The following is a 12,963-nucleotide window of genomic DNA, read 5'->3' on the forward strand; positions in this document are numbered from 1 at the left end:
ATTATAATTACTGCCATGCTACTTAATTATTGATCATTTATGTAGTCTCAATAGTAAATAAATGTGTTTTTGCGTAAATTAATCTCATTATTTACCATGCTTTATTTTTTATTGGCAGTGCTTGCTTTACCGTTATCAAACATTAGCTTTATAATCATCACAACGAAAATATAACCGGGTCTTTATACTTAATGAATGCTAAAGAATTATTATTACAACGACAATCTAATCCCAGACTAATATCGCCAGCGCCTCAGCCGAGTGATCTTGATTTTATACTGGGGGCAGGTATGCGAGCGCCAGATCATGGTTGTTTAGCGCCTTGGTTTTTTACTGTCATTAAAGAAAGTGGTTTAGATAAATTAAGTCAAGTCTTTGAACAAGCTGCCATAGAGCAAAATTTTGCTGAAGCCAATATAGAAAAAGCTAAAAACATGCCGTATCGAGCCCCCTTAATTATTGTGGTGAGTACGCAATATCAACACCATGAAAAAGTCCCTAAAGGTGAACAGACTATAGCAGCAGGTTGTTGTGCTCATGCTATGCAAATGGCGGCGTTTAGTTTGGGTTATGGGGCCGTGTGGCGAACAGGCGACTTTAGTTATAATAGTTCGGTAAAACGCGAGTTAGCGATAAGTGCAGACAATGACATTATTGGTTTTATTTATATTGGTACGCCTTTAAAAGAGCGTCCAATTAAACCCGCTAGAGCGATTGAATCACATGTATCATACTTTTAACGATCAAAGAGGTTTTGATGAATATTGAAATACTAGACGAGCCTGAACAAGCGTTAATTAACTTTCTCGATAAAAAAATCGCAGACTTTAATTGGTCGCATTGGGAAGTAAATGAACGCAAGCCACTTGCTATTCAAATAACCGATGACCAAGGCGATATTATTGCTGGTTCATCGGCACGTACGTTTGGCAATTGGTTATTAATTAATACGCTTTGGGTCGACGAGTCACTTCGTGGTAAGAAAGTGGGTACTAGAATTTTAGCTGAACTTGAAAAAGCAGCAAGCGGAAGAGGTTGTACCTTAAGTATGCTTGATACTTTAAACTTTCAAGCGATGCCTTTTTACGAAAAGCACGGTTATCAAACAAAGTGGGTGCAAGAGCATTACCCCAAAACAGGATGTAAGTATTTTATGGTAAAAGAACTTGTCCAATAACACATGATAATTCGGCTGAAACCCTCCATGTGATCATGACATACCGTTCATCCTGAACATTGTCATTCTTTCACATCCATGTAACCATGACATACCGTTCATCCTGAACATTGTCATTCTTTCACATCCATGTAACCATGACATACCGTTCATCCTGAACATAAAAAAACCTCAATAAAGAGGTTTTTTTATGACTTTCTTCGATGCCTAGAATGCCGCGTTATTTGGCGTTCTTGGGAAAGGAATTACGTCTCGTACGTTTTGCATACCTGTTGCATAAGCAACTAAGCGTTCAAAACCTAAACCGAAACCTGAATGAGGCACTGTGCCGTAACGGCGTAAATCACGATACCAGCTGTAGTCCTCCTGATTCAAATTCATTTCAGCTAAACGAGCGTCTAATACATCAAGACGTTCTTCGCGTTGACTACCGCCAATAATTTCGCCAATGCCTGGTGCTAAAATGTCCATAGCAGCAACTGTTTTTCCGTCATCATTTAAGCGCATGTAAAAAGATTTAATGTCTTTCGGATAGTTTTGTAACACTACCGGACCATTAAAATGCTCTTCAGCAAGGTAACGCTCGTGCTCAGAGTTAAGATCAACACCCCAAGCGACTTTGTTTTCGAATGTTTTATCACAATTTTCTAATATCGTAATAGCGTCAGTGTAATCTAAACGAACGAAATCATTTTTTATAACTGAGTTCATACGATCTACAACTGTTTTATCAACACGTTGCTCAAAGAAAGCCATGTCATCGCTACGCTCATCAAGTACGGCTTGAAAAACATACTTCAACATTTCTTCAGCAAGGTCAGCAGCATCCGATAAATCAGCAAAAGCGATTTCTGGCTCGATCATCCAAAATTCTGCTAGGTGACGTGTGGTGTTTGAATTTTCAGCACGAAATGTCGGACCAAAAGTATAAACTTTTGAAAGGGCACATGCGTAAGTTTCTACATTCAACTGGCCAGAAACCGTTAAGAATGTTTCTTTACCAAAAAAATCTTTGCCGTAGTCAACGTCACCTTTGTCAGTACGAGGTAAGTTTTCCATATCAAGCGTACTAACACGAAACATTTCACCGGCACCTTCACAGTCTGAGCCAGTAATTAATGGCGTGCTGATCCAAAAGTAACCTTTACTGTGAAGAAAACGATGAACCGCTTGAGCTAAGGTATTGCGCACACGAGCAACGGCTCCGCCGATATTAGTACGGGCACGTAAGTGAGCTTGTTCACGTAAAAACTCTATACTATGACGTTTTGCTGCCATTGGGTACGTATCAGGGTCATCAACTAAGCCTAATATCTCTACTTTCGTCGCTTGTATTTCAAATGACTGACCTTTACCCGGAGATTCAACCAAGATACCGGTGACTTTTACAGATGCACCCGTAGTTAATTTTAATATTTCTGATTGATAATTATCGAGATCACTTGGCGCGATGGCTTGAATAGCATCAAAACATGAACCGTCATGCACGGCTAAGAATGAAATACCGGCTTTAGAATCACGGCGAGTTCGGATCCAACCGTGTACTGTAACTGCTTCACTTACTGGGTATTTACCAGCAAGTACATCAGTGATTGAGATAACTGACATTTATCAACCTCTTATCTTTATTTAATTATTGTCATAGATAGTTGTACATATATCCAGTTTAGGATGCTGAATTTATTTGCACTAACTTTAAGGTGTGATATGTTACCTTTACTGTTGTTTTTAACAAGTAAAACTTGCTATTCCGGCCTATATATAAAAAAAAAATAGTCATATTGACTTTAGAGGGTTTAAATCAATGGTATTAGCAACAAAAAACAGGAGAAGGTCTACAGATATTGGGGTAGTGTTAACACGAGTTTTGGCATTAAGTGGCTGGGCTTTATTTATATTTGCCATCGTTATGTCATATTTTGCTGCACCAGAGCAAGATTATGGTTTACTGCGATATAGAGATATCGAAATAAGACAATTTTGGTTAACGCCTTTAACTGGGTATTTATATGTAGTGCTTTGGGTAAGCGCGTTATGTAGCTATTTTTGTTTGGTGCTTGATCATTATCGAAGCAGAAGAAAACAAGACAGTAAGCATTTTAATTTAGTCCTTTTACTGACGATCACTGTCGCTTGGGTTGTTTATATCTTAGTAAAACTCAATGAAGTATAAGTACATCTTTAAATGTGTTTATCTCTACTTCAATAATATAATTTAGCCTTTATTGTGCAAAGCACTGTGCTTCATCAAGTACTGTGCTTATTCCTTTAACAAGTCTTTTTAAATCTGTCTCGGTGATAATAAAAGGCGGCATAATATAGATAAGCTTACCAAAGGGTCTGATCCATACACCCAGTTCAACAAACCTCTTTTGTATGTTAGCCATATTCACTGCATCTACTGTTTCTACAACACCAATGCCACCGAGTACTCGCGCATCTTTCACTCTTGGGTGCTTATTTAAGGGTAATAATCTTAGTTTTAAATAATCTTCAATAAAACCAATTTGCTGCTGCCATTCACCTGTTTCTAAAAGGTCTAAACTTGCATTAGCGACGGCACATGCCAGCGGGTTTGCCATAAAAGTAGGACCATGCATAAAACATCCTGCTTCGCCATCGCTGATGGTATTGGCAATTTTTTCTGTACAAAGCGTGGCAGCAAGGGTCATATAACCGCCGGTTAATGTTTTCCCTAAACACATAATGTCAGGGCTTATTTCTGCCCAGTTGCAGCCAAACATTTTACCCGTTCGGCCTAAGCCTGTTGCTATTTCATCAACAATAAATAATACATTAAATTGCGTACATAAAGCGCGACATGCCTTTAAGTACTCAGGGTGATAAAAGCGCATGCCGCCGGCACCTTGCACTATAGGTTCAATAATAAAGGCCGCGATTTCTTGGTGTTGTGTTTTAAATAATGTTTTTAACGTTGCTAGTTCACTTTCATCCCACGGTTGATAGAAATCGCTTTGTGGCGCCGGAGCAAAAATGTTTTTCATTAGCACCGTTTCAAAAATTTGATGCATACCATTAACGGGATCGCAAACCGACATTGCTGCAAAAGTATCGCCGTGATAGCCATTTTTAACCGTGAGTAGTTTGTGTTTTTCGCTTTTGCCTTGACTATGCCAATATTGTAAAGACATTTTAATGGCCACTTCTACAGATACTGAGCCTGAGTCTGATAAAAAGACTTTTTGAAGCGGCTCAGGTGTTATATCAATCAACTTCTTACAGAGGTTAATGGCGGGTTCATGCGTTAAACCACCAAACATAACATGTGCCATTTTTTGCGTTTGATCAATCAGTGCTTTATTCAATTTTGGATGATTATAGCCATGTAACACTGACCACCACGAAGACATACCATCAACAAGTTCTTCTCCTGAGGCGAGTTTTATATGAACACCTTGTGCGGATTCAACTAAATACGATGGCAGTGGATTCGACATAGACGTGTAAGGGTGCCAAACATGTTTTTTATCAAAATCAATTAAATTTGTGTGTTTTTTATTCATATGTAAAGCTTGCATGCGTTTTTATGTTGACAATTAATGACTGGCGCATAGATTACCTGCTAATATTTAGCGATGCAATTTTCCCATTTACATTTTTACAGTAAAGGTTTCACATGTCTCAAATGAATATACCACGTCATGATTGGTCAATAGCTGAAGTTGAAGCATTATTTGCTATACCTTTCAGTGATCTTATGTTTAAAGCTCAAACCGTTCATCGTGAACATTTTAACCCTAATGAAGTACAAGTTAGCACGTTATTATCAATCAAAACGGGTGCTTGCCCTGAAGACTGTAAATATTGTTCACAAAGTGCTCGATACAATACCGATGTTCAAAAAGAACGGTTAATGGAAGTTGAAAAAGTATTAGAAGCTGCAAAAGTAGCTAAAGATCAAGGTTCAACGCGTTTTTGTATGGGCGCCGGTTGGAGAAATCCTAAAGCGCGTGATATGCCTTTTGTACTTGAAATGGTAAAAGGTGTTAAAGCGATGGGTTTAGAAACCTGTATGACATTAGGCATGATTGATGGCGGCCAGGCAGATGAGTTACAAGAAGCTGGATTAGATTATTACAACCATAATCTTGATACATCACCGGAACATTATAATTCTATAATTACCACCCGTAGCTATCAAGATAGATTAGACACGTTACAGAATGTTCGTGACTCGGGCATGAAGGTATGTAGTGGTGGTATTGTTGGTTTAGGCGAAAAGGCACAAGACAGAGCCTCGTTTTTAGCCCAGTTAGCTAACTTACCCCAGCACCCTGAAAGTGTGCCTATTAATATGTTAGTAAAAATTGAAGGTACACCATTAGCAGATGTAGACGATTTAGACCCTTTTGATTTTATCCGCTGTATTGCTATTGCCCGTATAATGATGCCTAAAAGCCATGTACGTTTATCGGCAGGACGCGATGCGATGAATGATCAAATGCAAGCAATGTGTTTCTTAGCCGGAGCAAATTCAATTTTTTACGGCTGTAAATTGTTAACAACGGGTAATCCTGAAGCGAATAAAGATATGCAATTGTTTGCAAAATTAGGTATTAATACCGAAACTATTGCCACTGAAGATGATGACACTGAGCAGCAGATAACAACAGCGGTTGTAAATCAGCAAAACAAAGCGCTTTTTTACGACGCTTCTTTGTAACGTTCACATCGCATAAGAGTCAAACTGAATCTATGTCTTTTAACTTTATTGCTGAGCAAGTTGCTCAGCAAAAAGAAAAATCTCGATATCGTCAACGTCAATGTATTAGCGAGCAAAATGGTCGAGAAATTTTTGTGTCAGGTGAACGTTACTTAAATTTCTCCTCGAATGACTACCTCGGTTTAAATCATCACCGTGATATAAATAAAGCGTTTCAAGAAGGTGTTGATAAATTCGGTAGTTGTGCGAGTGCTTCTAGTTTAATTACGGGTTTTCATTATGCGCATCAAGCTCTAGAAGAAGAAGTTTGTCAGTGGTTAAATAAACCACGCTGCTTACTTTATAGTAGTGGTTTTGCGGCTAACTCTGGTGTTTTACAAGCGTTAGGTAATAAAGAGAGCCAATTTTTATTAGACAAGTTAAGTCACGCTTCTTTAATTGATGGTGCGTTATCAAGCGACGCTTCAGTAAAGCGTTATCTACATAATGACCACCAACAACTTAAGCGGTATTTAGCTAACAGTACTTATGAAAATAAACTTATTATCTCTGAAGGTATTTTTAGCATGGATGGCGATTGTGCTGATGTTAGCCAGCTAATTGATATTGCAAAAAAACAACAAGCGATGCTTTATATGGATGATGCTCATAGTCTTGGCATCATAGGTGATAATGGTCAGGGAAGTAGTAGTTTTGGACCTGTCGATATTGTTATGGCAACTTTTGGTAAAGCTTTAGCTACCAGTGGTGCTTTTATCGCTTGTGATGAAGATGTTTATGAGTATCTGGTGAATTTTTCCCGTCATTATATATATTCAACCGCTATTTCTCCTGCTATCGCTTGGGCGACAAAAACGAGTATAAAACTTGCCCAAAGTGAATCCTGGCGCAGAGAAAAAATTAGGCAATTAAGCGAGATTTTATCAATGAACCTTGATGCCAGCATCAATATAATAACGTCATCCTCTTCTATTCATGCCATTGTTATTGGCAGTGAAGAAAGAACGCTTAACGTCTGCCAAAAGTTGAGGAATAGAGGGATTTGGCTGACCGCGATACGACCTCCAACAGTTGCTCAAAATAGCTCAAGGTTACGCGTAACCATAACAGCACAACATAAAGAGAAAGATATCAACTATTTAGCAAATTGTTTGAATGAGGTTTTAAGTTAATGGCAGAGGGATTAAACAGGGTTAAAATTGCTAAGTCATTTGGCTTAGCGAGCCAATCGTATGATGTTTCATCTCGATTACAGCGTTATACAGGTAAAAATTTGATGTCATTATTACCTAATCGCTCAGATCTTACTGTGGTAGATTTAGGATCGGGTACCGGTTTTTTTACTGATATTTTAGCGAGTAAATTCAAGCAAACCATTGGTGTTGATATTTCAGCTAGAATGTTATCTTTTGCCCAAGAAAATCGTAGTAAAGATATTTGTTGGTTAGAGGCTGATGCTTATCATCTGCCTCTCAAAGCAGATAGTATTGATGTTATTTATTCTAATTTAGTTATTCAATGGTGTGATCCCCTCGACATCCTTGTTAAAGAAATTTTACGAGTACTAAAGCCTGGTGGTTTATTTATATTTTCAACCTTACTTGATGGCACCTTACATGAATTAAAGTCATCTTGGGCACAGGTTGATGATGATAAACATGTGATTGACTTTAAAACAGAAGGCGAACTAAAAACCATTTTTAGTCATTGCTCATGTAAATTACTTGAACAAAAAAATGAAGATTTAGTCTTAGAATATGAAAGCGTGATGCATTTAGCTCGTGAATTGAAAGGGCTAGGCGCAAATCATGTGCCTAAGGAAAAAGGAAAAGGTTTAGCTGGTAAAGAAAAATGGCAAAGAATGACCCATAGCTATCAAGACTTTCAAGAGCCAAGTGGCATTTATCCTGCTACTTATAAAGTGTATTCTGGGATTATAGTTAAATTAAATGATTAAACTTTTTATTACTGCAACAGACACTGATGCAGGCAAAACTTACGTTGCTCAGTTACTCACTGCGGCCTTAGTAAAGATGAACTTTAACGTTGCCGTGTTTAAGCCTATTTCAGCCGGATGTGAAAGAATATCTTCAGCAGCAGGTGAAGTCCTTGTTAATGAAGATGCACAATTACTCTTACACCAGGCAAATTGCGGACAAACCATTAACGAAATTAACCCTATCGCCTTTGAACCAGCCATTGCGCCTCACATCGCTGCTAATTTAATGAATACTGAAATTAAATTATCGGACATAAACCTTGGATACAACAACGTTTTAGCAAGAACCAGTGATATTATTATTACAGAAGGGGCAGGTGGTTGGCGGTTACCATTAGGTAATGGCAAGTTTTTGTCTGAGTTTGTTCAGCAAACTAACCAGCAGGTGGTTTTGGTGGTAAATATGAAGCTAGGCTGTTTAAATCATGCCGTGCTAACTTATGAAGCGATACGAGCAGATGGACTTGATTGCATTGGTTGGATAGCAAATTGTATCGAGCCGATGAGTTACTTACATGAAAATATTGCAGAGCTAACGACACTTATTCCAGCTCCGATGATTGCTCAGTTAGGTTTTGAAGCGGATCTAAACAAAGCCGTGTCGGCAATAAATCTATCGTCGATTACCGAACTGCTTTAGGATATTAGTGACGTTTGTCTAAAATGGGAGAAAGGGGCCGCATTACAACCTCTTTCTTCATTAATCAGCCCACTCTACATTGACAACAAATGACTGATATCTTCACTAACGGCAATCGTTTTTTTACTTCCTCCTTTAAATAAAAAACCTTCAGGGTTTCCTATTTTCGCACAAGCAATTAGCGACAATTTATTATATTCGAGTGTTAAAGCACTTCCTTCAACAATCGCCACAATAGGCATTTCAGGATTAATGACCATAAATTCAGCTAAACGTTGCTCCCTTGTTTCACCGTTATGACCCGGTGGGTTAAAATCAGTGTAATGAGGGTTAAGCTGAAATGGCACTAAGTTAAGAGCCTTAAAACTGGAGGGTTCAATAATCGGCATATCGTTGGTAGTGCAGATACTAGCACCGGCTATATTAGCGCCGGCACTCCAGCCAATATAAGGTACACCGGTTGCTACTTTGTCAGTAATAACAGAGATTAAATTATTCTCGTACAACTGATGCAATAAATGAAAGGTATTACCGCCACCAATAATAATTGCTTTTGCGTTATTAACCGCCGTAACAGCATCGCTAAACTGATGAATACCTGTAACGTTAATGTTCAATGGTTGCAGAGCATCTTGTACTTTTTTCGTGTAATCGTCATAACTAACAGTAACACCTGCGTAGGGAATAAATAATACTTCTTTAATGCCTGCTAAGTGGTTTTCAATCATTGTTTGCGCATGTGCTAAGTAAGGAGTATTACCGACACGAGAGCTACTGAGTAGTAGCAAATTTTTATTTGTCATTTCTATTTCTCAATTTTAGTTTTTACTGATTGGATAATGCTATTAACATTGTTATTGATTCAATTGACTCATACAAGCACTCGCAATAAAGCCTGAGCGTGTTTTGTATGCCGAAGATTTACTGACCCGATCATCAATTTGTTTTATCAGCAGCTCTGGTAAGGTGACATTAATTTTATGACTCTTACCTAAGTAGGGCACTATATCGATATCAATGATACCCCAGATAACATTTGGGTAGCTAGCTAGGTGGTTTTCAATCGTTGTCGCGTGTGGAATAGCCTCACTATATTCAGCCAAAATAGCAAGGTGTTCAGCGATACTGTCCTTTATTTTGTTAAGCGAAGCATCAATGCTTTCGCCATTACATTCACAGCCCGGTAAGTCAGGGACGTTAACCTTATAGTTATCTACGCCAAGTATTTTCTTTAATGCGATAGGGTATTTCATTGTTATATCCTTTATTAACAGTTTGTCAAAGTATAACCCCGGCAACCCTTTAAATCAAATGGACAATAACCCCAACAACCCTTGCTGTGTAATTATTGCAACCCTGATAACTCTGCAAGAGGCGGCTGCAGTAACCCCGACAACTCCTTGATTATTGCGAAGTGAATGTTTACTTAAAACCTGAGTCTTTATATATAACAATGATAAAAGGGCTGTAAGTTGATTTCTTCATGCTCTTTGTCTTTGGTTTTAATCAAGTTTTATAGAGTTTTTGGGGTTACCATATTAAAGTGTTGTTATTTTATGAGAGAAATAAACGTTGGTCGTTGTTATTTTTCATGAGTAGGATTTAAGAATATAAAGCGATAAGACAACTGTTGGGTTTATGTCTCATCGATGAGTGAGGCTAGATTAATGAATGTATCGTTTGCTAATCATATTGTGCTTGGACGTAACAACAAAAAAAAACCGCTAATGAATATTAGCGGTTTTTATGTTTTTTGAGATACATCATGCTGGAACTAGCTTTATTGTTTACCCAGAAGTAAAAATATTTGTTTGGCTATATCGGTATTATCAATTTTACCTTTAAGTATCTCACTGCGTTTACCTAAGGTATGAACAGGAACATCAATTGCTGTGTGTCCCCCTGATGTCCAACCTGTATTTGTTCTTACATCAATAATCTTTTTAATGACACTCGCAATCGCTTTATTCATATCAGGTTTTTTAATGCTGGTTTTTGTTTCTTCACCAAGCTGTTTGTATGCCACTAATTCTTCAATGGCGGTAACCTTGGCTGCTACAATTTGCTCAACTTCATTTGTCGTTACATCAAAGCTAAGTAATTCAGTTAATAGTTGTTGTGTTATTTTATTTTCAACTAAATTATCCGCAACGATCATTGGCGATTTTTTCATTGTACGTAAAATTTCAGGGTTCCACTCATATTTACCACGCGCACCTATCGTTAAACCACCGGTACTGTGATCGGCGGTTAGTATCACCAAGGTGTCAGGGTTTTGTTTTACGTACTGCTCTAAGTATTCCATTGTTACCGCCAAATCTGACATTTCTGCCATTGCAGTAGCAATATCATTGGAATGACCAGCCCAATCGATTTGACTGGCTTCAATTAGCATAAAATAACCGTTGTTATTTTCTAATTGTTGAATCGCTTTTTTTGTCATGGTTGATAATCGATGCTGGTCCGTGTCGTCAATTGCTGAGGGTAAACCCTTATTTCCAAAAAGACCGATAACAGGCGTTTGCGTTTTAAGTGTATTTAAGGCGTTGTAGTTATCGATATATTGAAAACCAGCGGTTTTAAATTCGTCAACTAAATTTCTATCTTCACGAATAAAGTACTGCCAGCCACCACCAAAATAAACATCAGCCTTAATACCGTTATCTACATAACTGTCGGCAATGGCATTATAGTTATTTCTACTTTCGTTGTGTGTCAAATAAGCTGCAGGAGTTGCGTGGTTTATTTGTGAAGTAACCACCACACCCGTTTTTTTGCCTTGCTTTTTGGCAAACTCTAAAACAGTTTCAACAATTTCCTTATTAGCATCTAATGCTATCGCACCATTGTAAGATTTAACACCCGTAGCAAGGGCTGTCGCTCCCGCTGCTGAGTCAGTAACAAGTCCAGAGACTCTCGCTGGATAGGTACTTGCAGAGCCGACTAATAAACGGTCAAATACTGTTTCTTCGATAATTGTTGTTGCAGGGTCATCATTAAAATATCGGTAAGAGGTTGTGTAGGCCGGCCCCATACCATCAGCTATTACCATAATGATATTTTTGGGTGCATGCATATTCTCAACAGCTTTTACTGGTGATATAGCAACACTTGCGTTATTTTCAGTTTTTTCACAGGCTGTTAAGGCAATGACAACGCTGACAGCAGTAAGGAGTTTTTTCATTTTTTACTTCTTGTAGTAAGTGTTAAAATTATGAGGTATTTATGGTTCATGTAAATACTAACAGTTTACTGTTAACTATTTATTATTCAATAAGAGGTCAAGCCATACCATACGGTGATCTGACGATGCTGCTCTATCTTTTATTAATCGATAGGTATCTTCATCTTCTGTTGGCCAATATACACCAGCGTCTTTAATGGTAAGTCCCATCTTTGAGGGTAAAACGTAATCGGCTCTCATCCGCCAAAAGGCCGTATGATGTTTAGCGTTAATGTTATCTTGGGTATGTTTTTCTGCGCCTTCGCTGTTAGGCATGGCATCTTGTATGTCAACATGAGCTAATAAACTTGAAATGCCAGCATTCATTGCATTCCCATCAACACTCGATGCATTTAAGTCACCGAGAATAACGAAAGGTGCTAATGGTTTCAAACCACCTTTGTCACCTTTATCATCATAGATATAAGCTGACTTGTCAGCTGATATATAATCGGCCCAAAAACGAATTTCATCATGGTTACGTTTACCGTTCCTATCTTCTGGTCCGTCAAAGACTGGTGGTGTAGGGTGGCTTGCTAATATATGTATAATTTGTCCATTAACCTCAACCGGAACATCCCAATGAGATTTAGAAGAAAGTCTTAAATCTTGCCAAGCTTGAGGGCTAAACCAAGGCTTTGACGTTGTAGGGTCAATAGGTTGCAAGGCATTTGGCATATCTCGCCATTTAAAATATTGAAAAGTGCGTATATTCTTTACATCAATAGGGTATTTTGATATTAATACCATGCCAAAGTGCCCTGAAAAATGGCCATAACCAAAACCGTCACCGGGTAAAACACCGGGTGTTCCATTGCCATCTAGATCGTAACCGGAGTTAACACCGGTATTTACCTGACCTTGATAGTAATAAGGGAAATCGATGGCCTTTTGGCCATTTTGGCTTTTATTTAAATAGTGCTTACTAAATGTTTTCAATGCCTGGTGTGAATTATCTTCATTATTATGTTGGTTATCAAATTCATTGAGCAAAATAATGTCAGGGTTTACACGCTGAATAATTTCAGCAATATTTTTAATTTGCTGGTGGTTACTTTCTAAAGCGACTTGCAAAGCATTACTTGAAACAGTAGCCGTTTCACGGTTTTGGGGAGACTGATAATTTAAAGCCTCCATACTTACGTTGAATGTTGCTATTTTAAGTCGTTCTGCTTGTGCTGTGCTCATATAAGTCAACGCTAGTGTTATAGTGATAGATAAAATTGAATTTTTCATAAGT

Annotated in this window: 13 protein-coding genes; 7 read left to right on the forward strand and 6 right to left on the reverse strand. The window is 38.1% G+C overall.

Going from position 1 to position 12,963, the window contains the following annotated elements; genetic code table 11:
- The first annotated feature begins 191 nt into the window (after positions 1–191).
- Positions 192–740 carry an NAD(P)H nitroreductase gene (locus H4J39_RS03325; protein ID WP_182225986.1) on the forward strand — a complete coding sequence of 183 codons (549 nt, stop codon included), beginning with the start codon at positions 192–194 and terminating at the stop codon, positions 738–740.
- A 17-nt stretch (positions 741–757) separates the two neighbouring features.
- Positions 758–1,177 carry an N-acetyltransferase gene (locus H4J39_RS03330; protein WP_182225987.1) on the forward strand — a complete coding sequence of 140 codons (420 nt, stop codon included), beginning with the start codon at positions 758–760 and terminating at the stop codon, positions 1,175–1,177.
- Between the two features lie 207 nt (positions 1,178–1,384).
- Here the strand turns inward: H4J39_RS03330 and asnS are convergent, their stop codons facing one another.
- A complete protein-coding gene (gene asnS / locus H4J39_RS03335; protein WP_182179436.1) occupies positions 1,385–2,785 on the reverse strand; it encodes an asparagine--tRNA ligase in 1,401 nt (466 codons plus the stop codon).
- A gap of 196 nt (positions 2,786–2,981) precedes the next feature.
- Here asnS and H4J39_RS03340 point away from each other — a divergent pair, with 196 nt between their 5' ends.
- Positions 2,982–3,350: a hypothetical protein gene (locus H4J39_RS03340; protein WP_182225988.1), complete on the forward strand. Its 369-nt coding sequence runs from the start codon at positions 2,982–2,984 to the stop codon at positions 3,348–3,350.
- A 49-nt stretch (positions 3,351–3,399) separates the two neighbouring features.
- Here the strand turns inward: H4J39_RS03340 and bioA are convergent, their stop codons facing one another.
- The gene (gene bioA, locus H4J39_RS03345) at positions 3,400–4,701 is read right to left on the reverse strand and encodes an adenosylmethionine--8-amino-7-oxononanoate transaminase (protein ID WP_182225989.1); all 1,302 of its coding nucleotides are present in this window, start codon (positions 4,699–4,701) and stop codon (positions 3,400–3,402) included.
- Between the two features lie 113 nt (positions 4,702–4,814).
- On the opposite strand from bioA, the gene bioB reads away from it, so the two are divergent.
- From bioB to bioD, 4 genes are read left to right on the forward strand one after another with little or no spacing between them, the layout of a single operon-like run.
- The gene (bioB, locus tag H4J39_RS03350) at positions 4,815–5,861 is read left to right on the forward strand and encodes a biotin synthase BioB (RefSeq protein ID WP_220462112.1); all 1,047 of its coding nucleotides are present in this window, start codon (positions 4,815–4,817) and stop codon (positions 5,859–5,861) included.
- 32 nt (positions 5,862–5,893) lie between these two features.
- Positions 5,894–7,033: an 8-amino-7-oxononanoate synthase gene (locus tag H4J39_RS03355; RefSeq protein ID WP_182225990.1), complete on the forward strand. Its 1,140-nt coding sequence runs from the start codon at positions 5,894–5,896 to the stop codon at positions 7,031–7,033.
- Complete coding sequence (gene bioC / locus H4J39_RS03360) at positions 7,033–7,818, forward strand: malonyl-ACP O-methyltransferase BioC (RefSeq protein WP_182225991.1); 786 nt, start codon at positions 7,033–7,035, stop codon at positions 7,816–7,818. The genes H4J39_RS03355 and bioC overlap by 1 nt, the downstream gene beginning before the upstream one ends.
- Positions 7,811–8,500, forward strand: coding sequence for a dethiobiotin synthase (gene bioD, locus H4J39_RS03365; RefSeq protein WP_182225992.1), 690 nt, complete (start codon positions 7,811–7,813; stop codon positions 8,498–8,500). Before bioC ends, bioD begins: the two co-directional genes overlap by 8 nt.
- Positions 8,501–8,574: 74 nt before the next feature.
- Here bioD and pepE read toward each other — a convergent pair whose 3' ends face one another.
- The 4 genes from pepE to H4J39_RS03385 all read right to left on the reverse strand — a co-directional run bounded on the left by pepE (position 8,575) and on the right by H4J39_RS03385 (position 12,959).
- Positions 8,575–9,303: a dipeptidase PepE gene (pepE, locus tag H4J39_RS03370; RefSeq protein WP_182225993.1), complete on the reverse strand. Its 729-nt coding sequence runs from the start codon at positions 9,301–9,303 to the stop codon at positions 8,575–8,577.
- Between the two features lie 51 nt (positions 9,304–9,354).
- Complete coding sequence (locus H4J39_RS03375; RefSeq protein WP_182179420.1) at positions 9,355–9,753, reverse strand: type II toxin-antitoxin system HicB family antitoxin; 399 nt, start codon at positions 9,751–9,753, stop codon at positions 9,355–9,357.
- A 527-nt stretch (positions 9,754–10,280) separates the two neighbouring features.
- Positions 10,281–11,684, reverse strand: coding sequence for an alkaline phosphatase (locus tag H4J39_RS03380; RefSeq protein ID WP_182225994.1), 1,404 nt, complete (start codon positions 11,682–11,684; stop codon positions 10,281–10,283).
- A 75-nt stretch (positions 11,685–11,759) separates the two neighbouring features.
- Complete coding sequence (locus H4J39_RS03385) at positions 11,760–12,959, reverse strand: endonuclease/exonuclease/phosphatase family protein (protein ID WP_182225995.1); 1,200 nt, start codon at positions 12,957–12,959, stop codon at positions 11,760–11,762.
- Positions 12,960–12,963 lie beyond the last annotated feature (4 nt).

Source organism: Colwellia sp. Bg11-12, assembly GCF_014076955.1.
Taxonomy (GTDB): domain Bacteria; phylum Pseudomonadota; class Gammaproteobacteria; order Enterobacterales; family Alteromonadaceae; genus Colwellia_A.